The following is a 26527-nucleotide window of genomic DNA, read 5'->3' as shown; positions in this document are numbered from 1 at the left end:
TTTCAAGTCCTGCCTCCCGCCAAAATACTCATCACAGCCATGCGCACCGCAATGCCGAAGGTCACCTGGGGCAGGATCACCGCCTGGCTGCCGTCCGCCACCGCCGAGTCGATCTCGACGCCGCGGTTCATCGGGCCCGGGTGCATCACGATCGCGTCCGGCTTGGCCAGCGCGAGGCGCTCCGGGGTCAGGCCGTAGCTCTTGAAGTATTCCTGGGCCGACGGTAGCAGCGCGCCGCTCATGCGTTCGTTCTGCAGGCGCAGCATGATGATGACGTCGACGTCCTTCAGGCCTTCGTCCATGTTGGTGAAGGTGCGCACGCCCATCTCGGCCAGGCCGCCCGGCAGCAGGGTGTGCGGGCCGATGGCGCGCACTTCCGGCACGCCGAGGGTCGTCAGCGCGTGGATGTCCGAACGCGCCACGCGGCTGTGCAGGATGTCGCCGACGATCGCCACCCGCAGGTTGGTGAAGTCCTTCTTGTAGTGGCGGATCGTGTACATGTCGAGCAGGCCCTGGGTCGGGTGCGCGTGGCGGCCGTCCCCGGCGTTCACGACGTGCACGTGCGACTGGTTCGTCTCGATCAGGTGCTTGGCGATCAGGTAAGGCGCGCCCGACTGCGAGTGGCGCACCACGAACATGTCGGCGTGCATGGCCGACAGGTTGTCGATGGTGTCCAGCAGCGACTCGCCCTTGCTGGCCGAGGAGGCCTGGATGTTCAGGTTGATGACGTCGGCCGACAGGCGCTTGGCCGCGATCTCGAAGGTGGTGCGGGTGCGGGTGCTGTTTTCGAAGAACAGGTTGAACACGCTCTTGCCGCGCATGAGCGGCACCTTCTTGACCTCGCGGTCCGAGATGCCCACGAAGCTCGACGCGGTGTCGAGGATGTGGTTGATCACCGACTTCGGCAGGCCCTCGATGGTGAGCAGGTGCTGCAGCTCGCCGTTCTTGTTCAGTTGCGGGTTGTTAAACAGTTTCGGCATTGTCGGACGAGTCTTCTTCAATGGTCAGCGAGAGTTGGCCGTCGTCGCCGCGCTGAAGGCACAGCGACTGGTGCGGGGCCAGTTCGGCGCGGGTGCCGACGTAGTCGGGCGCCACCGGCAGCTCGCGCCCGCCGCGGTCGGCCAGGGCCGCCAGCCGGATGCAGCTTGGCCTGCCGTAGTCGAACAGCACGTTGATCGCAGCGCGCACGGTGCGGCCGGTCTGCAGCACGTCGTCCACCAGCACCACGGTGGCGCCATCCACCGCGAAGCGGATGTGGGTCGGCTTGACGTCCGGATGCAGGCCCTTCTTGGCGTAGTCGTCGCGGTAGAACGAGACGTCGATGGTGCCGAAGCGGGCGGTGAGATCGAGGTCGCGCGCGAGGCGCTCGGCCAGCCAGGCGCCACCGGAGTGGATACCGACGATGGCGGCGTCGGGCACGCCGTCCAGGCCCGCGCGGACCTGGCCCAGCAGCTCGCGGTACAGCGCTTCCGCGTCGTACGCTTGATTAGATGTTGGCATGGGAGTCAAAGTATTGTTGCAAAATGATGGCGGCCGCCTTGGCGTCGATGATCTCGCCGCGCTTTTGCGGGATGACGACGGACGAATAGCGCTCGTCGACGAGTTCGACGGGCAGGCTGAAGCGGCCGTGGAGCTGGTTGGCGAAGCGCCGGCTGCGCAAGGTCATGTCGTGCTCGGCGCCGTCGGGATGGAAGGGCTCGCCCACGATGAGGCGGGCCGGCTTCCATTCATTGATCAGGTCGCCGATGACCTGGAAACGGGTGGCGTTGTCGATCGCCTTGATGACGGTCAACGGTTGGGCTTGCCCAGTCAAGGTGTTGCCCATGGCAATACCTATACGCTTGACTCCAAAATCGAAGCCAAAAACAATTTCGGCCATCAGGGCATGCACCCCTTACGCATGGCCGGCTTCGGTCGCGAGCATGAGCGGGTCGATTCCCAGCAGTTTGATGGCGGCGGTATAGCGTTCCTCGATCGGCAGGTCGAACAGGACCTTGGCGTCGGCGCCCACGGTGAGCCAGCCGTTGCGCAGAATTTCTTCCTCGAGCTGGCCCGGGCTCCAGCCGGCGTAGCCGATCGACACCAGCATGCGGTGCGGGCCGCTGCCGCTGGCGACGGCTTCGAGCACGTCGATCGAGGTGGTAAAGGCGACGTCGTCGGTGACGGTGACCGAGGACGAGTAGCGTCCGCTGGGCGTGTGCAGGACGAAACCGCGGTCGTCCTGGACCGGGCCGCCGAACATGATCGGCTGCTCCACCACCGAGGAACGCAGCCCCGGCGCCAGCTTCAGGTCGACGCGATCGAACAGGACTTCCATCGTCATGTCGGTCGGCTTGTTGATCACCACCCCGAGCACGCCCTTTTCGTTGTGCTCGCAGATGTAGACGACGGTGCCGCCAAAGATCGGATCCTGGATCGAGGGCATCGCGATCAGGAAGTGGTTGGCAAGGTTCAGTCCGGAAGAAGCCGGGCTGATGTTACCGAGCGTATCGTCGTGTTCCGGTGGCATGCCGGGCATCGGTAGAGTACTGCCAACTTTGCTTTTTTTCATACGCTTACTCTCACATGGGCCCACTCTGGTTGATAACCGTTTGAAACGTCCAAGTGTCCACAAAACAACATTACGCTTTTCGATAGTTTACACCGAATCGCACCGAGACCTCATGGAAGCGCCCCGATACGCTCCCGGTGCACGCCCGCGGGCGTCCCGTCTCTGTCCCGCCAAGCTGCATCCCGGGTCGGTTAGGAAGAATCCTACCCAGTAAAATCGGCCGCCACTTTGACCCTGCACACGATGATGAATATGAGCAATTCTTTGGTCTGGTTCCGGCGCGACTTGCGGGCATTCGACCATGCAGCCCTGCACCGGGCTTTGACGTCGTCCAATCGTGTGTATTGCGTTTTCGTGTATGACAGCGACATTCTGGACCGGCTGCCCCGTGACGACCGCCGTGTGCGGTTCATCCATGCCAGCCTGGCCAGCCTCGACGCCGAACTCCGTCGGCTCGGCGGTTTTCTGATTGTGCGGCAGGGCCGCCCGCTTGAAGTGATCCCGGCGCTCGCCACCGAACTGGGTGTCGACGCGGTGTTGGTATGTACCGATTATGAACCCGACGCGGTGGAACGCGACGCACGGATGAAAGACCGGCTCGGTGCGGATGGCCGGACATTCCAGAGTTGCAAAGACCAGGTGATTTTCGAACAGGACGAGGTGCTGACCCTGGCCAAGGGGCCGTTTTCGGTGTTCACGCCCTACAAGAATGCCTGGCTCAAGCGCCTGGCGGCGATGCCGGAGACGCTGGCGGCCTACCCGGTCGATCCCTACGCCCAGGCCTTCGCGCCGCCCCCGGGTCCGCCCGCCCTACCCTCGCTCGCGGACATCGGTTTCGAAGCGGGAGAACCGCCGCTGCCGGCCGGGATGGAGGGAGCGGAAGAACTGTTCGAGCGCTTCGTGTCGCACATGGCGGACTACGGCCGGGCGCGCGACTTCCCCGCGGAGGACGGCACTTCGCGCCTGTCGACCCACCTGCGCTTCGGCACCACCTCGATCCGCCACCTGGTGCGTACGGCGCGGCAAATGGCGGAGAACGGCGCCGGCGGCGCGGGCGCCCCGGTATGGCTGTCGGAACTCATCTGGCGCGATTTCTATTCGATGATCCTGGCGCGCAATCCGCAGCTAGTGACCCAATCGTTCAAGCCGGCCTTCGACGTGCTGGCCTGGGAGAGCGGTGACGAGGCGGAGGAACTGTTCGCGGCCTGGTGCGAGGGGCGCACCGGCTATCCGCTGGTGGATGCGGCGATGGCGCAGCTGAACCGGACGGGCTTCATGCACAACCGGCTGCGCATGGTCACGGCAAGCTTCCTTACCAAGGACCTCGGGATCGACTGGCGGCGCGGCGAGCGCTATTTCGCGCTCAAGCTGAACGACTACGAGCTGGCCTCGAACAACGGCGGCTGGCAGTGGGCGGCGTCGACCGGGTGCGACGCGCAGCCGTGGTTCAGGATCTTCAATCCGGTGGCGCAGTCGCAGCGCTTCGATGCGCACGGGGAGTTCATTCGGGAGTGGGTGCCGGCCTTAGAACGGCTCAGTTCTAAAGAGATTCATGCGCCGTGGTTGGTGGATACCGGGGTGCTGGCGGACAAGGGCGTGGTACTGGGACGCGACTATCCGATGCCGGTGGTTGACCATGATGTGGCGAGGAAGCGGACGCTGGAGAGGTTTGCGGTGGTGAAGAAGGCAAGTAGCTGATCACACTAAATTGGATCCCGGCCTTCGCCGGGATGACGTTGTTTTTTGTACGGTTGATCAGCGGCGGTGACTTCGAGAGCGCTAGCTGAAAAACCGTCGTCCCGGCGCAGGCCGGGACCCAAGTTCGCCGAGCAGCCTTCAGCCCTTCGCCTTCTCCAGCAGGCTCTCAATCGCCGCCACCAGCACCGGCTCCTGATACGGCTTGCCGAAATAGGCATTCACCCCCAGCCCCAGCGCATAGTTGCGGTGCTTGTCCGCCGTGCGCGAAGTGATCATGATGATCGGGATCGCCTTGGTCGCCTCCTTGCTGCGCACCTCGCGCGTCAGGTCGAAGCCATCCATGCGCGGCATCTCGATATCGACCAGCATCAGGTCCGGCTTTGCCTCCTCGATCTGCTCGAGCGCGTCGATGCCGTCCTTGGCCAGCATCACCGCATAGCCTTCACGCTCCAGAAGGCGCTGCGTCACGCGGCGCACGGTGATCGAATCGTCCACCACCATGATGGTCGCGCGCTGTACCGGCTGCGCTTCCTCGACGCCGACGACCACCGGCGCTGCCGGACGCTGCGCCAGCGCCACCGGATCGAGAATCAGCACGATCTCGCCCGTACCCAGCACGGTCGCCCCGGCGATGCCCGGCACCCTGGAGAGCTGCGGGCCGATGTTCTTGACCACGACCTCCCGGTTACCCAGCACCTCGTCCACGCGCAGCGCGATGCGGCCACTGGCGCCATGCACGACCAGCACCGGGTTCAGGCGCTGCACGTTGCCGCCATTGCCTTCTCCCAGCAGCACGTCGAGCGCATGCAAGGAATGTGGCTGACCCGACACCGGGATCGACCCGGCGGCCTGCGCCGCGCTTAGCTCGGTATCGCGCACCTGCATCACCTGCTCGACCAGGGTCGAAGGCAGCGCATAGGTGCGGCCGCTGCTGGCGACCAGCACCACCTGCGCCACGGCCAGTGTCAGCGGCAGGTGGATCGAGAAGCGCGTGCTTCTACCCGGCTCGGTCGAGATCACCACGCGTCCGCCCAGCGCTTGCGCTTCGGAACGCACCACGTCCATGCCGACGCCGCGGCCGGCCAGCTCGGTGAGGGTGTCGGCGGTCGAGAAGCCCGGCTCGAAAATCAGTTCGGCGGCGTCGATGTCGGACACGACAGCGTCCTGCCCCACCAGGCCGAGTGCACGCGCCTTGGCGCGGATGCGGTCCAGGTCCAGGCCGGCGCCGTCGTCGCTGAACACGATCGCCACTTCGTTGCCGTGCTGGCTCACCTGCACCAGCACTTCGCCGGTTTCGGGCTTGCCCTGTTCGACGCGGGCGGCGCGCGCCTCGATGCCGTGCACGATGGCGTTGCGCAGCAGGTGTTCGAACGGCGCAGCCATCTGTTCCAGCACGCTGCGGTCGATTTCCACGGCGCCGCCGCGGATGTCGAGGTTGACGCGTTTGTCGGTTTCTTTCGCGGTCTGGCGCGCCACGCGGAACAGGCGCTCGGACAGGCTGGCGAAGGGCACCATGCGCACGCGCATCAGGTCGCGCTGCAGGTCGCGCGTCATGCGCGACTGCGCCGCCAGGTCCTCGGCCGCGCTGTCCACCGTGCGCGACAGGCCTTCGTGGAAGGTTTCGACGTCGTTCACGCTCTCGGCCATCATGCGCGTCAGTTCCTGCAGGCGCGTGAAGCGGTCGAACTCGAGCGGGTCGAACCGCTCCTCGCCGGCGATCGACAGGGTGGAGGCGATCTGCGATTCGGCCTGCATCTCGATTTCGCGCATCTGGCGGCGCAGGCGGTCGAGGTTTTCCGAGAAGTCGGACAAGGCGCCCTTGAGCGAGCCCACCTGGTTTTCCAGGCGCGAGCGCGTAATCGAGACTTCGCCGGCCTGGTTGACGACACGATCGAGCAGGTCGGCGCGCACGCGCACCAGCGGCGCACGCGTGCCCGCCGGCTCGGCGGGCGCAGGCGCCGCGGTCTGCGGCGCCGGGCGCGAGGGCTGCTGCAGCTGTTCGAACAGCAGCAGGGCCTGGTCGTAGTTGGCCAGCAGTTCGTCGAACGCCGCCGCGCTTGTGGCAAATGCGGTGGTCCCGGCATGCACCATGTTCTCGATCTGGGTTTCCAGCTCGTGGGTGTGCTGGCCGAGGCGCATCGCGCCGGCCATGCGGGCGCTGCCCTTCACGGTGTGCAGCGCGCGCTGCAGACCCTGGGCGATGGCGTGGTCCTGCGGGTTCTGCTGCCACTGGCGCAGGCCGTTGCCGATTTGCGGGAACAGGTCGGCGCCCTCTTCCAGGAAGACCGGCAGCAGGTCCGGGTCGAGTTCGTCGGTGAAGACCGGGCCACCGGCGAGCACGCTGTCGTCCGTGACAGGCGCCGGGACAGGCTCCGGCTCCGGCTCAGGTTCCGGCTGCGGCGCCACGGCTTCCTCTTCCATCACCATCTCGTCCGGCGTGACCGGCACGAATTCGGCTACCGCAGGCCCCGCCTGGTCGAGCTCCGGCGCGGCGAACGGGTCGTCCAGGAAGGTATCGAACAGGTCGTCGATCTCGCTGACCGCGCTCGCCTTTTCTTCCGCCTCCAGCATGGCCGGCGTCTGCACCAGCACCGGAGGCGATGCCAGCAGTTCGTCGTAGGCGGTGGCGAACAGTGCGTCGAGCTTCTGGGCCAGGGCCGGGTCGGCTTCGCCGTACACGGACGCCGCCTGCTCGCTGGCAAGGCGCGCCAGCAGCGCCTCCATCTGGGCAATCAGCTCCGGCTGGGCGGGGGCCAGCTCGCCCAGGGCGAACACCTGCAGCATGGTGCGCGCGCGCGACAGCGTGGCGTCGAGCAGCTCGCGGCCGTTGTCGTCGAGGACCGGGCCCGGCGTCGCCAGTTTTTCCAGTACCAGTTCCAACGCGTGGGCGACGTCGCGCAACGCGGCGTAGCCGACCGTGGACGAGGTCCCGGCCAGCGTGTGCGCCGCCTTCAGCGCGTCGAGCGAGGCGAGGCGCTCGGCTTCGCCGCGCCAGGCGTCGAAATCGTCGGCCAGCGCCTGCACCAGGGTGTCGGCTTCTTCCAGGTAGATCGTGTACAGACCGAGCGGAATGGCCAGGTCGCCGATGTGCTTGGTGTCCGCAGGCGGCGTTTCCTCCGCTGGCGCCTCCTCCACAGCTTCCGGCTCGGTGCCTTCCTGCACGTGCGTCGCGGCCGCCACCAGGGACGCGCTGTCGCGCGCCGAACTGCCGCTCGCGACCAGGTCTGCCACCCAGTCGGACAGTTCCGCATGCGCGCGGCGCAGCAGGGCCAGGAGTTCCGGCGTGGCGCTGCGCGCCTCCGCCAGCCACCCGTTCATCACGCGCTCGACCGCGGCCGCGCCTTCGGCGAAGCGCTCGAGGTTCACCATGCGGCTGCTGCCCTTGAGCGTGTGGAAGGAGCGGCGCAGCAGGGTCAGGGTTTCCTGGCTGGCCGGGTTGTTCTCGGCCAGCGGCAGGGTCTCCGCAACGAAACCGAGCACTTCCTGCGCTTCCAGGATGAAGATCTCGAGCAGCTCGGACTCGATCGTGGCTTCTTCCGGCGTCGGCGCTTCTTCGAGGGCGGCCACAGCTTCCGGCGCCGTCTCGACGAATTCGAAGGGCAGCTCGCGCAGCAGGCGCTTGTCCAGGTCGAACGTGAAGCGGCCCTTGGCCGCTTCGCTGTTCTGGGCCAGCAGGTCGGTGAAGAAGCCGAGCGCGCCGATGTTCTGGGCGATGTTGTGCAGAACGCTCGATTGCGCCGTCACGTCCCCGTCGCTGCTCGCCAGCAGGCGCACCTCGCCCGCGACATGGCGCGCGGCTTGCACCGCTTCGTCCTGGTCGAGGATGGCGAGCGCGCCCTGCAGCTGGTGCAGCACCGGCTCGGCCTGGACCAGCACTTCGCGCTTGCCCGGCTTGTCGTAATAGTCGTCGAGCAGCTTCTCGACCTGGCGCAGCCCGGCCTTGATTTCATTGGCCAGCACCGCCACGGTCTGGCCCTGCTGGATCTGGCGCGCCAGCTCGCCCTGCCACTGCGGCGCGTCCGGCGGGGTTTCCCCGGCCGCCAGCGCGAGCAGGCGCGCGCCGACCGCTTCCGCGTTCTCCGCGAAATCCTCGGGCAACTGGCGCAGCTGGTCCAGGCCGTTCTCGACGAACAGCATGGCGGTCGCCATCTCCAGGCCGAAGTCGTCGCTGCGGCCGGCCTGCATGGCGTCGGTCGCGGCGCGGCCCAGTTCGCGCATCAGCTGGGCCAGCGCGGGCGCGCCCAGCTTCTCGCTGGCGCCGGCCAGGCGCGACAGCTGCTGGTTGAAATCTTCCTTGACCCCGAGGTCGCCCTCGCTGGCGATGCGATCCCAGTCCGACTTGGTGCGGGCCAGCGCCTCGCGCGCTTCCTGCAGTGCGGCCGGGTCGATGCGGCCGTAGCGGCGCGCGGCGTAATCGTTCGGCACCAGGCCGTCCAGGCCGCAGGCCTGGCGCAGGCGCTGCGCATCCGCGTTGGGCTCATTTTTGGCACCTTCGGCCGCAGCCACGAAAAACAGCGCATCGCGCAGCATCGCATCCGGCGTGCCGCCCTGCCCCTGCGACAGGCGGCGCAGCTGCAGGTTGACCTGGCCGAGCAGCTGTTTCACGTACAGGTCGCTCTCGACCTGGCCGTCGGCCACCACGCCGGCAAAGGCGTGCATCGCCTGCCAGAACAGGCGCGCGCGCGCTTCGGTTTGCGCGCCGGCGATCGGTTCGAGCGCATCGCGCATGCCGGCCGCGTGCTGCGCCTCGCCGCTCTTCAGGTAAGGCAGGAGCGATTTTTCAAAGCGCGCGCGGCAGGCCGCGATGTCCGGCGCCTTGCCGGCCACCGGCGCCTGCAGTTCGACGTCCTTGCCCAGGTCGCCCGGCAACAGGTCGGACGGGTGGATGCGTTCGACGCCCAGCTTTTCCTGCAGGTCGCGGTAATAGGGGAACAGGCGCGCCGGCTGCTGCGGGCTGCCCGCCAGCAGTTCATCGAGGTACTCGACCAGGGCCTGGTAGGCGTCCTGCACCACCTTCACCGATTCCGCGGTGCAGGGCAGCGCGCCATCCTTGAAGCGGTCGATCAGGCGCTCGGCCGCGCCGCCCAGCACGGCGACGCCCTCGACGTCCACCAGCTGCAGGGCGCCGTGCGCCTGATGCAGATGGGTCTTGGCGTGCAGCAGCAGGGTCGGCTGCGCCTCGGGACTGCGGTTGGCGGCGTCGCGCAGAGCGGTGCCCGACCTTCCCAGCGCGTCGCGGATCTCGCCGATCACCCAGGACAGGGGACCGGTATCGAAGGCTGGCATGCGTTGGGAGGCAGGGTTCGTCATGGGTTCTTTATCAGGTTATGCAGCCACGCGGAAGCGCGACACCGAATCTTTCAGTTCCTGCGCCAGCAGCGCCAGTTCGCGGATCGACTGCGCCGTCTGGCGCGTTCCGCCCTGGGTATGCTCGGTCACCGACAGGATGTGCTGCATATTATGGGCCACACCGTTGGCGGACGTCGCCTGCTGTTCAGCTGCGCTCGAAATCCCCTGGATCAGCTCCGCCAGGCGGTTCGAGACGCGCGAGATGTCGCTAAGGGCGGCGCCGGCCGCGTCGGACAGGCGCGCTCCCTCGACCACGCCCTGGGTCGACTTTTCCATTGCCGCGACGGCGTCGTGGGTGTCGGCCTGGATGGTGCGCACCAGCGCGCCGATGCCCTTGGCCGCTTCGGCCGAGCGTTCCGCCAGGCGCTGCACCTCTTCCGCCACCACCGAAAAGCCGCGCCCCGCCTCGCCGGCCGACGCGGCCTGGATCGCGGCGTTCAGCGCCAGCACGTTGGTCTGTTCGGTGATGTCCGAGATCAGGTCGGTGATCTCGCCGATCTCCTGCGAGGATTCGCCCAGGCGCTTGATGCGCTTCGAGGTTTCCTGGATCTGTTCGCGGATCTCGTTCATGCCGAGGATCGCGTTCTGCACCGCCTGCGCGCCCTGCTCCGCCGCCGCCACCGACTGGCGCGCGACGTCGGCCGATTCGGTCGCCGAGCGCGACACGTCGGCGATCTGGGTCGCCATCTGCAGGATGGTGGAGGAGGCGTCCTGGATCTCGCGCGACTGAGCTTCGGCCGCGCCCAGCAGCTCGGTCGACACGGTCTGGGCGCCGTTCGAGGCGCGCGTGACCTGCTCGGTGGTCTTGATGACGCGCAGGACCAGGCCGCGCAGTTCCTCGACCGTGTAGTTGACCGAATCGGCGATCGCGCCGGTGATGTCTTCCGAGACGGTGGCGTGCACGGTCAGGTCGCCGTCCGCCACTTCCTGCAGTTCGTTCATCAGGCGCAGGATCGCCGCCTGGTTCTGGTCGTTGGTGGCTTTCGCCTCTTCTTCCTTGGCCTGGGCCAGTTGGCGCATCGCCTCGGCTTCGCGGCGGCGCGCCTCGGCGCCGCGGGTGCGGTTGCGCGAATCCTGCAGCATCACGCGGCTGAGGCTCCCGCCCATCACGAGGGTAAAGACGGAGGCGCCGACCAGCAGCCAGAACCAGTTGCTCTTTTGGCCCATCTGCTTGCGGTACTCCGCCTGCACCTTGGTGAGCGCGGAGCGCAGGCCCTCGTTGTCGCGCGCGATCACCGATTCGGCGCTGCGCGCGGCGCTGAAGTTGTGCAGGTTGGTCGACAGCGGCGCCAGGCCTTCCTGCCAGGTCTTGAACGCGGTGCGGGCATCCTGCAGGCGTTCGCGCAGGATTGCGTCGGGCAGTGCGCCCGGGCCTTCGGACAGCCCGTCGAGCAAAGCGCCCAGCTCGGCGCTGTCGCGCGCGACCGCGCGCGCGGCGTCGCGGTAGGCGGCGCCCGGGCTCATGAAGGCGTGCACGCTCACCGACAGGCGGTCGGTCAGCGCCGCCAGGCGGCCGAGGGCGGCATTGCCCGGCTGCTTCTCGACGATCGACTGCAGTTCGGTGGCGAGCGGCTCGAACTTGTCCACGCTGGCGCCGAAGCCGACCAGGTGGCGCTTGTTGCCGACGATGGTCGCGGCGGCGGCGTTCGAGGCCGACCAGCCCGAGCGCGCCTTGCCCATCATCGGCACCAGCTGGCCGGAAGCGGCGGGAATGGCCTGGCCGCCAGACTGGCCGCCGCGCGCCAGCAGCGTGAGCAGGCGGCCGACTTCAGCGCGGCTGTCATCCAGCTCGCTGAAGGCGCTGCTCTCGCCGCCCAGGGCGAGCGGCGCCGACCTGGCCACGCGCTGCGCATGCATCAGCGCGTCGGCCGCGATCTGGCCCTGGGTCGACACCACGTCGGTGTGGGCGGCGTTCTGCCACATCGCCAGCACGGTCAGGAGGATGCCGGCGACGAAAGCGGCCAGCACCAGGCGCAGCTGGCGCGACAGCGACAGGTGGCCGATCAGCGGCAGGCGCAGGTCGTCACTCTCCGGCGCGGCATTCAGCGGTTTGCGCGGACGGGTATTGCCGAGACGGCGCGCGGCGGCGTCGGCCGAACCGTGCAGCGGCGCCGCGTCGTTCGAAGGATGCTGGGGCAGCACGCCCGGGCCGAATTCGGTGTCGGGCGCGGCCAGGACGGTATCGTCGTCCTCGCTGTCCTTCGAGAATACGTTCATGCTGAGTTTCGAGGCGAATCCCATACCGGCTCCTGGTCCTGCTGTGTTGGTTTAGCGTTGGTCTTGTGCGACCGCTTGGGCCACATCCTGGAAGCGCGCTTCCCGCACCAGGGCTGCAAGCGACAGCGGCGTCCATATGTTGTCGTCGGCGTCGACCAGGGTCTCGCCCTCGCGCCGCATGCCCGAGGCCTGGCGCAGGCCGTACACGCGGTCGGCCAGCAGCGCGCAGTTGAAGCCGAGCGTGGGGGAGAAGGTCACCATGCGCGCCGCCGGACCCGACGGGGGCGGTCCGTCCTCGCCCAGGTAGCGCGCCAGGTCGACCACGCCGACGAGAACGCCGCGCACGTTGGCCAGGCCCAGGTACCAGGGCAGGGTCAAGGGCACGCGCGTGAGCGGCGCCAGCGGCACGATCTCGCCCGCCTCCACCAGGTCGAGCAGGTAGCGGGTGGCGCCCACCTGCATGCCGAGCTGCTGGATCGGGGCGCCGCCGCCGCCCTTGGCCGCCTGCATGCGTTCCAGGAGCTGGTCCTGGTAGTCGCGCAGGCGCGCGCGGCGCGCGGCCGGGTCGAGCCTTTCGCCGTCGGCGATCATGCCGCCGCCGCGGTGGCCGGTTTCTGGTCGAGCGAGGCGATGCTGGCCAGCAGCAGCGCCGGGTCGACCGGCTTGATCAGGTAATCGCGGGCGCCCTGGCGCATGCCCCAGATGCGGTCGGTTTCCTGGTTCTTGCTGCTGCAGATGATGACGGGGATCGCCGCCAGCTCCGGGTCGCGCGCGATCGAGCGCGTCACCTGGAAGCCGTTCGCGCCGGGCATGACGACGTCCATCAGGATCAGTTGCGGGCGCTCGGCGCGGATCTTGTCGATCGCCTCTTCGCCGTTGACGGCGGTGCTCACGGCATAGCCGGCGCGCACCAGGATGTCGGTCAGGTAGAAGCGCTCGGTCGGGGAATCGTCGACGATCAGGATGTTGTGAATGGCCACGTTGGACTCGGTTCGGTAAATCGGATTCAGGCCTTCACTGCCGTGTGCTCGCGCACCGCGGCCAGCAGGCTGTCCTTGGAAAACGGTTTGGTGAGATAGGCGCTGGCGCCGACCATCGCGCCGCGCGCGCGGTCGAACAGGCCATCCTTGGACGACAGCATCAGCACCGGGGTCGCGTGGAAGCGCGCGCTCTTCTTGATCAGGGCGCAGGTCTGGTAGCCATCGAGGCGCGGCATCAGGATGTCGCAGAACACCAGTGCGGGGTGGTGGTCGTTGATCTTGGCCAGCGCGTCGAAGCCGTCGTCGGCCAGTACCACGTGGTAACCGGCCTGGGTCAGGAAGATTTCGGCGGAGCGGCGGATCGTGCTGCTGTCGTCGATCACCATGATGGTCAGGCCGGTTTGGTGCGGCGTTATCGTCATTTTCGTTTCACTTCAGCATGAAGCGCCACGATAGCACAGGGCATATGCCTTGTGCGTGATGTGTTGCAGTACGTCAACTGTTACGCGTAGATTGACGTAGCAATTTGCAAACTCAGCTGACGTTACGACAACTCACGCCGGGTTCAGATGGCGGTCATCTCGAAATCGTCCTTGCGGGCGCCGCATTCCGGGCAGGTCCAGTTCATCGGCACGTCGGCCCAGCGGGTGCCGGGGGCGATGCCGTCGTCCGGCGCGCCGGCTGCCTCGTCGTAGACCCAGCCGCAGATCAGGCACATCCAGGTCTGGAATGGGGCCGTCGAATCGTTACTCACAATATGCTTCCTCGGTAAAGTAAAATGGAGAGTCGCGTATATTAATGCAGCCGTCGTGCAAAACCAATCGTTCCCCCTCATCCTGACATTTGGCGTGTCCGACCCGGTCGGCGCGCTCGGCGTGCAAGCCGACCTGGCCGCCTTCGCCGCGCATGGGTGCCACGGGCTGTCGGTCGTCGCCGGCATTCTCGTGGCCGACAGCGCCAAGGTCGAAGAACTGCATGAAGTCGACAGCGACTGGATGGCCGACCAGGCCCGGGTCCTGCTGGAAGACATGCCGGTAGCCGCCTTCAAGGTCGGCGCCGTGGCCACCGTGCTGCAGCTGGCCGCCATCGCCGAGATCGTGTCCGACTACCCGGACGCTCCGCTGATCCTCGATCCCTTCCTCACCGCCCTGCCCGACTCCGGCCTGGCCGACGAGGAGATGCTGTCGGCGATCCGCTCGATCCTGGCGCCGCAGACCACGGTGCTGATGCTGTCGCAGTCGGAGCTGGGCCGCATGGCCGAGACCTGGCGCGAAGTGGATCCAATGAGCGGCACCGAAGGCTCGCTGCTGGAGGACGTGGCCGAACTGACCAATGCCGGCTGCCAGTACGTGCTGGTGACCGGCACCCGCGACGAGAACGGCACCTGCTCCAACACCCTGTTCGACGCCGACGGCGTGGTCGCGCAGGTCGAATGGCAGCACCTGCCCGGTCCGTTCGTCGGCGCCGGCAACACCTATTCGGCCGCCTTCACCGCCCTGATGGCCCACGGCATGGAAGCGCCCCAGGCGCTGTTCGCCGCCCAGGAATACACCACCGGCGCCCTCGAACACGCCCAGCGCTTCGGCATGGGCAAGTTCATTCCCAATAAATTCTATCGGGGCTGACCCGAACACCACCATGACTGACACCACTTCGAAGAACGACCAACTGTTCGCCCGCGCCCAGCAAACGACGCCGGGCGGCGTGAATTCGCCGGTGCGCGCCTTCCGCTCGGTGGGCGGCACCCCGCGCTTCATCACCCGCGCCGAAGGCCCGTACTTCTGGGACGCGGACGGCAAGCGCTACATCGACTACATCGGTTCCTGGGGCCCGGCCATCGTCGGCCACGCCCATCCGCAGGTCATCAAGGCGGTGCAGGACGCTGCCGCCAACGGCCTGTCCTTCGGCGCCCCGACCGAAGGCGAGATCGAGATCGCCGAAGAGATCTGCCGCCTGGTGCCGTCGATCGAGCAGGTGCGCCTGGTTTCTTCGGGCACCGAAGCGACCATGAGCGCGCTGCGCCTGGCGCGCGGCGCCACCGGCCGCGACAAGATCGTCAAGTTCGAAGGCTGCTACCACGGCCACGCCGATTCGCTGCTGGTCAAGGCCGGTTCCGGCCTGCTCACCTTTGGCAACCCGACGTCCGCCGGCGTGCCGGAAGACTTCGTGAAGCACACCCTGGTCCTCGACTACAACAACGTCCCTCAGCTGGAAGACGCCTTTGCCTCGATGGGCGACACCATCGCCTGCGTGATCGTGGAGCCGGTGGCCGGCAACATGAACCTGATCCGCGCCACGCCGGAATTCCTGACCCGCATGCGCGAGCTGTGCACGGAACACGGCGCGGTCCTGATCTTCGACGAAGTGATGTGCGGCTTCCGCGTCGGCCTCGGCGGCGCCCAGGAGATGTACGGCATCACGCCGGACCTCACGGCGCTCGGCAAGGTGATCGGCGGCGGCCTGCCGGTAGCGGCTTTCGGCGGCCGCGCGGACCTGATGCAGAAGATGGCGCCGATCGGACCGGTCTACCAGGCCGGCACCCTGTCGGGCAACCCGGTCGCGGTGGCGGCGGGCATGACCACGCTGAAGCTGGTCCAGGAGCCGGGCTTCTACGATCGACTCGGCGCAGCTAGCCAGCGCCTGGTGACTGGCCTGACCGAGGCTGCGAAAGAAGCCGACATCCCCTTCTGCGGCGACGCGGTGGGCGGCATGTTCGGCTTCTACTTCAGTAACAGCATCCCGTCGACCTATGGCCAGATGATGGCCGGCGACAAGGAGCGCTTCAACCGCTTCTTCCACGGCATGCTGGACGAAGGCGTGTACTTCGCGCCGGCCATGTTCGAAGCAGGCTTCGTCTCGGCCCAGCACACGGACGCGGTGATCGACGAAACCATCGAGGCGGCGCGCCGGGTGTTCCAGCGCATCGCTTAAACAGGTCTGGATACAAAAACGCCCGGTGAAAGAATATTTCACCGGGCGTTTGTTTTTGAAATTTTATTTCATCAGCGCAGCCAGCCGCGGCGCTGGAAGTACACCAGCGGCGCCGCGATCGCCGCAACCATCAGGCCGAGCGCGAACGGGTAGCCCAGGGTCCAGTCGAGCTCCGGGAAGCGCTTGAAGTTCATGCCGTAGATGCTGGCGATGAGAGTCGGCGGCAGGAAGGCGACCGAGGCCACCGAGAAGATCTTGATGATCTTGTTCTGGTTAATGTTAATGAAACCGACGGTGGCATCCATCAGGAAGTTCACCTTGTCGAACAGGAAGGACGTGTGGCCGTCCAGCGATTCGATGTCGCGCAGGATCTGGCGCGCTTCCTCGAACTGGTCGCTGTTCAAGAGCCGGCCGCGCATCAGGAAGCTGACCGCGCGCCGCGTATCCATCATGTTGCGGCGGATGCGGCCGTTCAAGTCTTCCTCGTGCGCGATCGCATTCAGCGCGGCGGCCGCGTCCTGGTCGGTGAATTCCTTCTGCAGCACGCGGGTCGAGACTTCTTCCAGCGCCTCGTAGATGCCCTCCAGCGCGTCCGCCGAATACTCGGCGTCGGTCGCGTACAGGTCGAGCAGCACGTCCATGTAGTCTTCGATCGAACCGGGACGCGAGCGCGCGCGCAGGCGCACCAGGCGGAATACCGGCAGGTCGTCGTTGTGCACCGAGAACAGGATTTTCCCGGACAGGATGAAGGCCACCGTGACCACGCGCGAGGGGCCGTCCTCTTCTTCCAGCAGGAAGTCGGTGCGCAGGTGCAGGTCGCCGTTCTCGGCTTCGTAGTAGCGGGCCGAGGCCTCGATGTCCGACACTTCGTCTTCGCCCGGCAGCGTCACCCCATAGGTCGTCTTGACCAGGATACGCTCCTCGTCGGTGGGCTCGTTCAGGTCGACCCAGACCGGCGTCACGTTCTCCAGGTCCTCGCGCGAGTCGACGCTGACCTGGTTCAGGCGGCCATTTTGTAGGACAAATACGTTGATCATGCGCTTTTCTCGGCCGGGATTCGAAAACTGCGGCAAGTGTAACCGAGAGGCCGCACGCGCGGCCACCCCGTAACGACAATTTTCGTGCCTGCCGACGCTTACGGCAGGTCGGCGAAACGCATGCGGCGCTGGATCAGCGCGGTGCGGCGCATCAGGTAATTGGTGGTCCGGTGCTTGTCGTAGTAGCGCGGATTGGGCAGCATCACCGCCAGGCGCGCGGCCTGCTGGGGGTTCAGGTTGGCGGCCGAGGTGCGGAAATAGTAGCGCGCCGCCGCTTCCGCGCCGAACACGCCGCGGCCGTATTCCACCACGTTCAGGTAGACCTCGAGGATGCGGCGCTTCGACATCACCGTCTCCAGCATGAAGGCGATGATCATTTCCTGCCCCTTGCGCAGGTAGCTGCGCGAGCCGGACAGGAACAGGTTCTTGGCCAGCTGCTGGGTGATGGTGGAACCGCCGCCAACCACCTTGCTGCGCTTGTTGTTGCGCTCATAGGCCGCTTCCAGCGCTTCCCAGTCCACGCCGCCGTGTTCGGCGAAGCGCGAATCTTCCGAGGCCACCACGGCCTTTTTCAGGTTGACCGAGATGCGTTCATACGGCACCCACTCGTGCTTGAGCTGGGCCTTGGGGTTCTTTTCGCGCAGTTCGGACAGCTGCTGGCGCATGAAGCTGGTCGAGCCGGGGTTGAACATCGAATACCAGCAGACCATGGCGAAGAAGTAGAGCTGCACCAGCAGCACCAGGAGAATCGGACCGAGGATCAGCCACTTGAGCCAGCGGCGCGACGTCTTCGCGCTTGCCTTCTTCGCCTTACCCATTGCCATCGTGGCTGTGCTCATGGTCGCATCTTCCTGAATACGTCGGCGGTATCGGGCCGCACGCCGCGCCAGATGGCGAAGGCTTCGGCGGCCTGCTCGATCAGCATGCCCAGGCCGTCGCGCACGGTGGCGCCGTGGCTTACGGCGAACTCCATGAACACGGTCGGCTGGTTCCCGTACATCATGTCCAGGGCGAGGGTGTCGGGACCAAAGACACTGGCCGGCACCGGCGGCAGGTCGCCGGCCAGGCTGCTCGAGGTGCCGTTGACGACGATGTCGAAGCTGCCCTCGATGCCGTCGAAACCAGTAGCGCTGATCGGCACGCCGTACTTGGCGAAGTCGCGCGCCAGCGCTTCGGCCGTGGCCACGGTGCGGTTGGCGATGACGATCTCGCGCGGTCCCTGCCCGATGATGGGCAGCAGTGCGCCGCGCGCGGCGCCGCCGGCGCCCAGCAGCAGGACGCGCTTGTCCTTGATCGCGCGGCCGGCATTACGGGTGATGTCGGCCACCAGGCCGGGGCCGTCGGTGTTGTCGCCGATGATCTCGCCGTTCGCGAACACCAGGGTATTGACGGCGCCGGCGGCTTTCGCGCGTTCTTCCAGGCGGGTGCAGACCTGCGCCGCCTCGATCTTGAACGGCAGCGTGACGTTGGCGCCGCGGTAGCCGTCCGCTACCAGCTGCTTCACGGTGGCGGCAAAGCCGTCGAGCGGCGCCAGGCAGCGTTCGTAGACCAGCTCCTGGCCGGTCTGGCGCGCATAGACCGGGTGGATCTCGGGCGATTTGCTGTGGGCGATCGGGTTGCCGATCACGCAGTATTTATCTGTCATCCTTCACTGCCTCGCAGTTCGGTTTGCATTTTTTCTTCGCGCGTGAAGCGGAACCGCGTGATCACTTCCCACAGGTCGTCCTTGCCGCGGGTGCGCATGTTCGTCGGGAAGTTCCCGAAGGGCGCGGCGCGGCGCACGATCTGCAGGGCCGCCGCATCGAGCGCGCGATTGCCCGAGCTCTGTTCGATGCGCGGGCCGCCGTCTCTCATATAGATGGTCCCGTCCTGGAACACCGGGATGTAGACCACCAGTTCGCCGTACAGCTTCTTGCCGTTCTGCTGCGGGAAGTTGAGCGTGCCGACTTCCTCGATCCGCTTCTGCATCTCTTTATAGTAGAGCGCATAGCCGACCTGGCGCGTGCTGGGCGTGATCTGGGTGCGCTTGGGACGCTTGTTCTGGTCTTCGATGCGCTCGATGACTTCCGCCGCGGTGCGCGAGATGGCGCGGCTGGTGTCGAGGGCGTCGCTACCCGTGCGGGTGGGATCGGGCTTGTCCTGTTCGGTCTTCGGCGGCGCCGCGAAATCGGACTTGCGCACGCGCGTCAGGACGTTCTGCTGTTGCTGCTCCAGTTCGGCGATGCGGCGCTGCAGCGCCTTGATGCTTTCGCCATTCTCGGTCTTGCGCAGGTCGGGCAACGGCGATTTGGCGCGGCCGGCGTCGGCCGTACCGCCTCCTTCCAGGTTGGCCTGGGCCAGCGCATCGGCCTTGGCCGGGGCGTTGGCATGCTTGGCATTGACCAGGATGACTTCGAGCCCGGGGTCGGCCGGCTTCTGGCGGAAGGCGTCCGGCGCGGCAAAACGCACCGCCAGCAGCGCCGCGTGCGCAAGCACGGAGACACCGAGGGCGATCATCAGGGGACGGTTATCTTGCAAATACTTCACTGCGCGTGCCCGGACGGGCGGTTGGATCAGGGATGGGGCATTCTAACCTGCAACTGCGCTTGTGGGTGGGTTCGTTGGGCGGGCGGAAAACCCGCCCAACGGTATCATGCGGTTCCGGCGTTGGCGGGCACTTCGACACCTTCTTCGGTCGTGACCGCGGCGACAACACCTTCCGCTTCCACCACTTCCGCCAGCGCCGCTTCCCCGGTATCGCCCTCTTCCTCTTCCTCGAGTTCGAGCGACGCATCCGGCGCCACCGCCGCCACTTCGAGCAGGCGCGCTTCCAGCGACAGGTCGACTTCGTCCCAGCGCACGATATCCAGCTTGACCTGCGCTCCACGCGCCAGCTGCGGCATGCCGGCCAGGCGGGCCACCAGCGGGATCTCGACCAGGCGCACCACTTCGTCCTTCAGCACCACGGCATCGACCTGCTTGGCCTGTTCCTGGCCCAGCCAGCGCAGGCACCAGTAGCGTTCCATGTTCTGCTGGAAGTCGTTGTAGGCGGCATAGGCCGCATCGAAGCTCGAGACGATCGCGAACAGCGTGGCGTCGCGGTGCTTGAACGGGGCCACCAGCGGCGCGGTCACGCCGTTGGATGCACAGGCCAGGATCTGCCACTGGTTCACCAGGTCGGTGTAGCGGCGCAACGGCGAGGTGCTCCACGCGTACTGGTCCACGCCCAGGCCCTGGTGCGGCGCCGCGTGGGTCACCATGCGCACCTGGATCTTGGCGTTCCAGCCGCCCGCGCCCGGTCCCTGTGAGCGGTAGATGCCCGGCACGCCGGAATCGTGCAGCAGCTTGCCCCAGGTGCTGTTCGCGAAGATCATGAGCTCGGCCACGATCTTGTCGAGCGGCGCACCGCGCTTGCGGCGCACGATGCTCACCACGTCGTCGTCGACGTAGAAGTTGAAGTCGACGCGATTGGCCTGCTCCGGCTTGAGGCCGAAGGCTTCGCGCTTTTTCATGCGGCCGGCTTCCAGCTGCAGCGCCCACTGCCACAGCAGGCCAAGCTCTTCCTTGTGCGGATACTCGCCTTCGCCGCTGGCGAGGGTCTCTTCGTTCACCAGCGCGTCCAGGTCGTTGTGGCGCAGGTTGCTCTTGATCGGCACGCGCTCGGCGCGGGTGGAGGTCGAGATTACCGTCCAATCGGCGGGGTTAAGCACCGCGTACAGCGACAGCGCCGGGCAGTCATTGCCTTCGGCGAGCGTGAACGCGTTCACCACCTCGTCTGGCAGCATGGTGATCTTATCGCCCGGCATATATACAGTGGACATGCGCGCGCGGGCGATCTTGTCGATCGCGTCATCGGGACGGATGCCCAGGCCTGGCGCCGCAATGTGGATACCCACGCGCACCGTGCCGTCCTCCAGCTTGACCACCGAGAAGGCGTCGTCGATCTCGGTCGTGGTCACGTCGTCGATCGAGAAGGCGGCGACATCGGCCAGCGGCAGGTCGCCGGGCGCCTTCGGCACCTCGACTTGCGGGAAGCCGGCGCCGCGCGGGAAGTGCTCGAACAGGAAGCGCGACATGTGCAGGTCCTTGGGCGACGCCAGGCCGCCCGTACTCAGCATCAGGCGCTGCGGAGTGGTCTGCAGCTCCGAGGCGGCCGCTTCCAGCGCCTTGTATTCGATGGTGTTCTTGTCCGGCTTGAACAGCAGCTGCAGCACGATCGACTGCATCGAGCCCGGGAGCTTGCCGCCCTTGAGTTCCTCGACGTAGCCGGCCTGGATGATGGCCTGCTGCTTCTTCTTTTCGATGCCGGCCAGCGCAGCTTTGAGGGTCTGTTCCGGCGCGGCCTTGTAGCGTCCCCGACCCTTTTTATGGAAGTAGATCGGCGCGGCATGCAGCGCCAGCACCAGGCCGGCCGCCTCAAACGGCAGCGGCGCGTGGCCGAAGTATTCCGCACCCAGCTCGGCGAAGCCGAATTCTTCCTGGCCCGCGACCTCCCACAGGAAGTCGAGGTCGACTTCCGCGGCGATGCCTTTCGCGGCGCTCATCAGGCTTTCAGGTTCCGGCTTGTCGAACTGGATCAGCACGTCCTTGGCCTTGACCTTGCTGCGCTTGCCGCTGGCCAGCTCCACCTGGTAGGCCTCGCCGGCCTGCGACAGGATGCTGCCGACCTTGAAGTCGCCCGACTCTTCAAAAAATACGTTCATATTTATTTCGTGTTCTGTAATGGTGCGGCCGTTTGTAGATCCAGCACCGCAGGCAAGAATACCTCAGTGACCAGGAGCAGGCCTTGATGGCGGCGATAGACGCAGCGCCGCGCATAATAAAGTGTTTCGTCGTGCCCACCGAGCGCCGCGCGCACGCGCGCAAACAGCGGATGGCCCGCGCGGATGCGCGCGTATTCCAGCTGGCCACGGCGCACCAGCGGGTCGTAGAACAGGGTGGTGCCGAGCGAGCGTTCGCCCAGCGCCGAAAACAGCGGCCAGTCGCTGGCGGTGCAGCTGGCCGGCACTACCGTGTGGCCGAACACCCTTGGCACCCCGTCGCACTCCAGCAGCACTTCGCGTTCCCACACCCGGCCTGGGCGCGGCAGGCCGATCGCACGGGCCTCGTCGGACAGGCAGGTGGCGGCGTTCTGGTGCAGCCGGCGCACGCGAAAACGCTCGCTGTGCGCCATCAGGCGCGCGGTCAGCGAGCCTTCGGTGGTGAGCCAGTCGCGCATGTTGTCGGGCGCGCGCACGGCCCCGGCGTGCGGCTGCCACGCCGCCATGCGCAAGGAAGCCTTCCTCACTGCGCCGTGCCTGTACAGAAGGCCAGCACTTCGTCCACGTACTGCGGGAATTCCGAGATCGCATGGTCGCTGCCCTCGATCACGTGCTGCTTCGCGCCCGCGTAGTGCGCCACCATGTCGCGGTAGTCCAGGACTTCGTCGCCGGTCGCGGCTACTAGGTAATAGCGCTCCGGCCTGGTGATGTTCTCCACGCGCAGCGCCGCCAGTTCGTCGATGTACTCGCGCAAGAACTCGAAGGGTTCATCCGAGTGCCAGGCCGTGGTGACGCCGACGTGGTGTTCCAGGTTCTTCAGGGGATTCACGGACGGGTTGATCAGCACCGCCGGCACGTCCAGGCGCTCGGCTAGATAAGTGGCGTAGAAGCCGCCCAGCGAGGAGCCGATGATGGACAGATTGTCCGGCGCATAGCGTTCGGCCAGCAGCAGGCTGAGTGCGATCGCCTCCTTCGGCGAAGCCGGCAGCTGCGGGCAGATCAGCTCATTGGCGCGCCCGGCGTCTGCCAAAGCCTTCTGCACCACCCGCGCCTTGAAGGACTTCGGCGAGGAGCGGAACCCGTGCAAATACAGAATCATGGGGCCAGCGCGTCCAGCAGTTTCTGGTGCACGCCGCCGAAGCCGCCGTTGCTCATCACGAGGATGTGGTCGCCCGGCTGGGCCGCCTGCACGATCGCCTGCACCATGTAGTCGAGCTGGTCGAAGCTGTGGGCGATGGCGCCCAGCGGCTTCAGGGCATCGGCCAGCGACCAGCCCAGCGCCTGCTGGCTGCCGAAGCCGAACACCAGGTCGGCATCCTTCAGGCTGCCCGGCAGCGCATCCTTCATGGCGCCCAGCTTCATGGTGTTCGAGCGCGGCTCGAGCACGGCCAGGATCCGGCCCGAGGTGCCGATCTTCTGGCGCAGGCCGCCGACGGTCGTGGCGATCGCGGTCGGATGGTGGGCGAAGTCGTCGTACACGGTGATGTTGTTCACGGTGCCGCGCACTTCCATGCGCCGCTTGACGCTCTGGAAGCGCGACAGCGAAGCGATCGCCTGCGAAGTCGGCACGCCGACGTGGCGCGCGGCGGCGATTGCGGCCAGCGCGTTCGAGCGGTTGTGGTGGCCGGTCAGTTCCCAGTGCACGGTGCCCTGGACGTCACCATTGAAGACGACGTCGAAGCTGCCGCCCTGGTGCTCGACCAGGCTCCAGTTCACGCCCTCGGAGATGCCGAAGCTTTCCTTTTCGCTCCAGCAGCCGCGTTTCAGCACGCGCGCGAGCGAGGCTTCGTCGCCATTCACCACCAGGCGGCCCACGCCCGGCACGGTGCGCACCAGGTGGTGGAACTGGGTCTCGATGGCGCCGATGTCCGGGAAAATGTCGGCGTGGTCGTATTCCAGGTTGTTCAGCACCGCGGTCTTGGCGTGGTAGTGGACAAATTTACTGCGCTTGTCGAAGAAGGCGGTGTCGTATTCGTCCGCCTCGATCACGAAGAAGTCGCTCGGCTTGTCGCCATGCAGGCGCGCCGAGATGCCGAAGTTCATCGGCACGCCGCCGATCAGGAAACCCGGCGCATAGCCCGCGTCTTCCAGGATCCAGGCCAGCATCGAGGTGGTCGTGGTCTTGCCGTGCGTGCCGGCCACGGCCAGCACCCATTTGTCGCGCAGGATGTGTTCGCCGATCCATTGCGGGCCGGAGACGTAGGGCAGGCCGCGGTTCAGGATCTCTTCGATCAGCGGATTGCCGCGGGTCATGACGTTACCGATCACATACAGGTCCGGGTTCAGCGATACCTGCTCCGGGCCATAGCCCTGGATCAGCTCGATGCCCTGGGCTTCCAGCTGGGTGCTCATCGGGGGATAGACGTTGGCGTCGCAGCCGGTGACGCGGTGGCCCGCTTCCTTGGCCAGGACCGCCAGGCCGCCCATGAAGGTGCCACAGATACCGAGGATGTGAATGTGCATGGTCGAAAAGAAATAGCTTAGGGTGGGACCGAAAGCGCGATTCTACCCGACCCGCGGTCATTTTCCGCGCAAAGAGCGTCTAACAAAGCTCCCAGGGCAAGGCGCAACGTCGAAGACAGTACGTTAGTACGGCGAGACGATTGCAACGCAGCAATGGGAGTTTTGTTAGACGCTCTAGGAGTATGATTCAGGCATCATGCCTATACCGAATAATGATGTGCTCCAGTTGCGCGCTGAAATCGCTGCCAATGCGGCGCGCATGATCGCCCAGGATGGCGCCGACTACGATACCGCGCGCCGCAAGGCAGCCCGCCAGGTGCTCGGGGTCGACCGGCCAACGCCCAACCTAATGCCGGACAACCTGCAGATCGAGGACGAAGTCCGTAAATACCAGCAGCTGTTCGGCGGCGCCGGCCAGGCCGCGCGCCTGCAGGCCCTGCGCGAGTGCGCCCTGCAGGTGATGGACCAGCTGGCCGATTTCCGCCCCTACCTCACCGGAGCCGTACTCAACGGCACCGCGGGCGAGCACGACGACATCCACCTGCAGCTGTTCGCCGACAGCGCCAAGGAAGTCGAGATCTACCTACTCAACCGCAACGTCAATATAGAGATCTCCGAAACCTCCCATTTCAAGGGCGGACGGCACGATCCGGTTGAAACAGTCAGCTTCATGTGGCATAAGGAAACTATTCATGCCGAGTTGTACGACTTTCATGATATGCGCGGTGCACTCAAACCGCGCGCCGATGGCCGCCTGCAGCGGGTCGACGCAGCCGGGCTGCGCGCGCTGATGGCGAATGACGAAACACTGGAACAGGACGAATGAATAAAAAGCATGTGGCTGCGTATGCAGCCGTTGCCGCGATGTTCGGCATCATGGGCGCCCTGGTGGCGGTCAACAAGAAAGAAGTGCCTCCCTACACCACGACGATTGCACCGACCGGCGGCAAGCCGCACACGGCGGTGGACAAGCTGTACCAGCAGTCGCTCAACGACCTGCAGGGCAAGCCCCAATCCCTGGCCCAGTGGCGCGGCAAGCCGCTGGTGGTCAATTTCTGGGCAACCTGGTGCGCGCCCTGCGTGCAGGAGATGCCGGAACTGTCCGAACTGGCGCATACGGACGGCGGCAAGACCTTCAATGTAATCGGCATCGGCATCGATTCGCCCTCCAACATGAACGAATTCGCGGCCAAGCTGAAGATTGCCTACCCGCTGTACGTGGGCGGCATGGGCGGCACCGAACTGTCGCGCGACTTCGGCAACAGCGCCGGCGGCCTGCCCTACACCGTCCTGATCGGCGCCGACGGGCAGGTCCGCAAGACCTACCTGGGCAAGCTGAAGTTCGACGAACTGCGCGCCGACCTCGCGAAACTGAACGGCTGAATACGGGGTCTGCGAACGATCGTTCTTTTCCGAACTGCGCCGAACATGCCCCTATCGCCTGACAATTTTACTGCTTGCCAATAGTCGAGCTTGGCGGCACAATGCCTTCCTTTCGGGCGTTCAGACTCTTCAACATGGCGAAAAAGCTACTGCTGCTTAACGGCCCCAACCTCAATTTATTGGGGACCCGGGAGCCGGCGGTGTACGGCGCGACGACGCTGGCCGACATCGAGCAGGCAGCCAAGGCACAGGCTCAGGCAGGCGGCGCAAGCCTCGATTGCTTCCAGAGCAACCATGAAGGAGCCCTGATCGACCGCATCCACGCCGCCCGCGGCGAAGGCGTGGAGGCGATCGTCATCAATCCGGGTGGCCTGACCCATACCAGCGTGGCCCTGCGTGATGCGCTTGCCGCGGTGGCGATCCCGTTTGTGGAGGTGCACATCTCGAATGTCCATGCCCGCGAACCCTTCCGGCATCACTCGTACTTGTCTGCAATTGCGCAAGGCGTGATCTGCGGCCTGGGTCCGGACGGATACCGGTTTGCCATCGACTTTGCGCTTAAATCGCGTTAATCTACGTCAACTTCATGTATCAGCGGCCGCAGGGCACCCCGCCATCGCGTTGCCAGCTCTCTTAAAAACGAATAAAACATTCCAAGGGGTTTCACATGGATCTCAGAAAACTCAAGACTTTGATCGACCTGGTCGCCGAATCGGACATCGCTGAACTCGAAGTGACCGAAGGCGAAAGCAAGGTTCGCATCGTCAAGTCGTCCGCAAACCCGCAGAACGGGATGATGATGGTGCCGCAACAGGCAGTGCAGCACTACGCCGCGCCGGCCCCGCACGCCGCCGCCCCGGCTCCGGCCGCAGCCCCTGCCCCGGCGGTCGCCGCCGAGCCGACCGGCCACGTCGTCAAGTCGCCGATGGTCGGCACCTTCTACCGCTCGTCGGCCCCGGGCGCCCCGGCTTTTGTCGAAGTCGGCCAGAGCATCAAGTCGGGCGACACCCTGTGCATCATCGAAGCGATGAAGCTCCTGAACGAGATCGATGCCGACGTCGCCGGCACGGTCACCAAGATCCTCGTCGAGAACGGCCAGCCGGTCGAATTTGGCCAGCCGCTGTTCGTCATCGGTTAAGAACCCTTCGGCCCGGCGGCGTCCTGCCGCCAGCCCCAATT

General features: G+C 66.1%; 25 protein-coding genes. 7 read left to right on the top strand and 18 right to left on the bottom strand.

Annotated elements, in window-relative coordinates:
- Positions 1–2 precede the first annotated feature (2 nt).
- The 4 genes from GV068_RS19000 to GV068_RS18985 are packed head-to-tail and all read right to left on the bottom strand — an operon-like array spanning position 3 to position 2509.
- Entirely contained in the window at positions 3–980 is a 978-nt protein-coding gene (locus GV068_RS19000; protein WP_159701418.1) for an aspartate carbamoyltransferase catalytic subunit, read from the bottom strand.
- On the bottom strand, positions 964–1500 hold the full coding sequence (gene pyrR, locus GV068_RS18995) for a bifunctional pyr operon transcriptional regulator/uracil phosphoribosyltransferase PyrR (RefSeq protein ID WP_159701415.1): 537 nt from the start codon (positions 1498–1500) through the stop codon (positions 964–966). The genes GV068_RS19000 and pyrR overlap by 17 nt, the downstream gene beginning before the upstream one ends.
- A complete protein-coding gene (ruvX, locus tag GV068_RS18990) occupies positions 1487–1879 on the bottom strand; it encodes a Holliday junction resolvase RuvX (RefSeq protein WP_159701412.1) in 393 nt (130 codons plus the stop codon). Before ruvX ends, pyrR begins: the two co-directional genes overlap by 14 nt.
- A 15-nt stretch (positions 1880–1894) precedes the next feature.
- Entirely contained in the window at positions 1895–2509 is a 615-nt protein-coding gene (locus GV068_RS18985; RefSeq protein WP_159701409.1) for a YqgE/AlgH family protein, read from the bottom strand.
- A 288-nt stretch (positions 2510–2797) separates the two neighbouring features.
- Between GV068_RS18985 and GV068_RS18980 the strand changes: the two genes are divergently transcribed.
- Positions 2798–4249, top strand: coding sequence for a deoxyribodipyrimidine photo-lyase (locus tag GV068_RS18980; RefSeq protein ID WP_159705240.1), 1452 nt, complete (start codon positions 2798–2800; stop codon positions 4247–4249).
- A 138-nt stretch (positions 4250–4387) separates the two neighbouring features.
- Here the strand turns inward: GV068_RS18980 and GV068_RS18975 are convergent, their stop codons facing one another.
- From GV068_RS18975 to GV068_RS18950, 6 genes are all read right to left on the bottom strand, one after another.
- Entirely contained in the window at positions 4388–9559 is a 5172-nt protein-coding gene (locus GV068_RS18975; protein WP_159701406.1) for an Hpt domain-containing protein, read from the bottom strand.
- A gap of 15 nt (positions 9560–9574) precedes the next feature.
- Positions 9575–11815 (bottom strand): methyl-accepting chemotaxis protein, encoded by a 2241-nt coding sequence (locus GV068_RS18970; protein WP_229464335.1) that lies wholly within the window; start codon positions 11813–11815, stop codon positions 9575–9577.
- A gap of 51 nt (positions 11816–11866) precedes the next feature.
- A complete protein-coding gene (locus GV068_RS18965; RefSeq protein WP_159701400.1) occupies positions 11867–12406 on the bottom strand; it encodes a chemotaxis protein CheW in 540 nt (179 codons plus the stop codon).
- Positions 12403–12795 carry a response regulator transcription factor gene (locus tag GV068_RS18960; protein ID WP_159701397.1) on the bottom strand — a complete coding sequence of 131 codons (393 nt, stop codon included), beginning with the start codon at positions 12793–12795 and terminating at the stop codon, positions 12403–12405. Before GV068_RS18960 ends, GV068_RS18965 begins: the two co-directional genes overlap by 4 nt.
- 26 nt (positions 12796–12821) lie before the next feature.
- Positions 12822–13217: a PleD family two-component system response regulator gene (locus tag GV068_RS18955; protein ID WP_159701394.1), complete on the bottom strand. Its 396-nt coding sequence runs from the start codon at positions 13215–13217 to the stop codon at positions 12822–12824.
- Between the two features lie 143 nt (positions 13218–13360).
- Positions 13361–13513 (bottom strand): rubredoxin, encoded by a 153-nt coding sequence (locus tag GV068_RS18950; protein ID WP_029755924.1) that lies wholly within the window; start codon positions 13511–13513, stop codon positions 13361–13363.
- 91 nt (positions 13514–13604) lie between these two features.
- Here GV068_RS18950 and GV068_RS18945 point away from each other — a divergent pair, with 91 nt between their 5' ends.
- Both GV068_RS18945 and hemL read left to right on the top strand, forming a co-directional pair.
- On the top strand, positions 13605–14420 hold the full coding sequence (locus GV068_RS18945) for a hydroxymethylpyrimidine/phosphomethylpyrimidine kinase (protein WP_159701392.1): 816 nt from the start codon (positions 13605–13607) through the stop codon (positions 14418–14420).
- 13 nt (positions 14421–14433) lie between these two features.
- Positions 14434–15726 (top strand): glutamate-1-semialdehyde 2,1-aminomutase, encoded by a 1293-nt coding sequence (gene hemL / locus GV068_RS18940; protein ID WP_159701389.1) that lies wholly within the window; start codon positions 14434–14436, stop codon positions 15724–15726.
- 71 nt (positions 15727–15797) lie between these two features.
- Here the strand turns inward: hemL and corA are convergent, their stop codons facing one another.
- From corA to mpl, 8 genes are all read right to left on the bottom strand, one after another.
- Complete coding sequence (gene corA / locus GV068_RS18935) at positions 15798–16763, bottom strand: magnesium/cobalt transporter CorA (RefSeq protein ID WP_159701386.1); 966 nt, start codon at positions 16761–16763, stop codon at positions 15798–15800.
- 98 nt (positions 16764–16861) lie between these two features.
- Complete coding sequence (gene mtgA / locus GV068_RS18930) at positions 16862–17581, bottom strand: monofunctional biosynthetic peptidoglycan transglycosylase (protein ID WP_159705237.1); 720 nt, start codon at positions 17579–17581, stop codon at positions 16862–16864.
- Positions 17582–17598: 17 nt separating this feature from the next.
- On the bottom strand, positions 17599–18408 hold the full coding sequence (gene aroE, locus GV068_RS18925) for a shikimate dehydrogenase (RefSeq protein ID WP_159701383.1): 810 nt from the start codon (positions 18406–18408) through the stop codon (positions 17599–17601).
- Entirely contained in the window at positions 18405–19259 is an 855-nt protein-coding gene (locus GV068_RS18920; RefSeq protein WP_159701380.1) for a TonB family protein, read from the bottom strand. The genes aroE and GV068_RS18920 overlap by 4 nt, the downstream gene beginning before the upstream one ends.
- A 134-nt stretch (positions 19260–19393) precedes the next feature.
- Positions 19394–21445, bottom strand: coding sequence for a ribonuclease catalytic domain-containing protein (locus tag GV068_RS18915; RefSeq protein WP_159701377.1), 2052 nt, complete (start codon positions 21443–21445; stop codon positions 19394–19396).
- Positions 21446–21447: 2 nt separating this feature from the next.
- The gene (locus tag GV068_RS18910; protein ID WP_229464332.1) at positions 21448–22029 is read right to left on the bottom strand and encodes a chorismate lyase; all 582 of its coding nucleotides are present in this window, start codon (positions 22027–22029) and stop codon (positions 21448–21450) included.
- Positions 22026–22601 carry a YqiA/YcfP family alpha/beta fold hydrolase gene (locus GV068_RS18905; RefSeq protein WP_159701374.1) on the bottom strand — a complete coding sequence of 192 codons (576 nt, stop codon included), beginning with the start codon at positions 22599–22601 and terminating at the stop codon, positions 22026–22028. Before GV068_RS18905 ends, GV068_RS18910 begins: the two co-directional genes overlap by 4 nt.
- Positions 22598–23965 carry a UDP-N-acetylmuramate:L-alanyl-gamma-D-glutamyl-meso-diaminopimelate ligase gene (gene mpl, locus GV068_RS18900; RefSeq protein ID WP_159701371.1) on the bottom strand — a complete coding sequence of 456 codons (1368 nt, stop codon included), beginning with the start codon at positions 23963–23965 and terminating at the stop codon, positions 22598–22600. Before mpl ends, GV068_RS18905 begins: the two co-directional genes overlap by 4 nt.
- A 196-nt stretch (positions 23966–24161) precedes the next feature.
- Here mpl and GV068_RS18895 point away from each other — a divergent pair, with 196 nt between their 5' ends.
- The 4 genes from GV068_RS18895 to accB all read left to right on the top strand — a co-directional run bounded on the left by GV068_RS18895 (position 24162) and on the right by accB (position 26486).
- Positions 24162–24791 carry a hypothetical protein gene (locus GV068_RS18895; RefSeq protein ID WP_201303314.1) on the top strand — a complete coding sequence of 210 codons (630 nt, stop codon included), beginning with the start codon at positions 24162–24164 and terminating at the stop codon, positions 24789–24791.
- A complete protein-coding gene (locus tag GV068_RS18890; protein WP_159701368.1) occupies positions 24788–25348 on the top strand; it encodes a TlpA disulfide reductase family protein in 561 nt (186 codons plus the stop codon). Before GV068_RS18895 ends, GV068_RS18890 begins: the two co-directional genes overlap by 4 nt.
- Before the next feature lie 134 nt (positions 25349–25482).
- Positions 25483–25920, top strand: coding sequence for a type II 3-dehydroquinate dehydratase (aroQ, locus tag GV068_RS18885; RefSeq protein WP_159705228.1), 438 nt, complete (start codon positions 25483–25485; stop codon positions 25918–25920).
- A gap of 95 nt (positions 25921–26015) precedes the next feature.
- Entirely contained in the window at positions 26016–26486 is a 471-nt protein-coding gene (accB, locus tag GV068_RS18880) for an acetyl-CoA carboxylase biotin carboxyl carrier protein (protein ID WP_159701365.1), read from the top strand.
- Positions 26487–26527: the final 41 nt, after the last annotated feature.

It is taken from the genome of Massilia sp. 9I (genome assembly GCF_902506415.1).
In the GTDB taxonomy this organism is placed as follows: Bacteria; Pseudomonadota; Gammaproteobacteria; order Burkholderiales; family Burkholderiaceae_D; genus Telluria.
The sequence above is the reverse complement of the archived record's forward strand: the minus strand, read 5'-3'. Positions and strand labels throughout refer to the sequence as shown.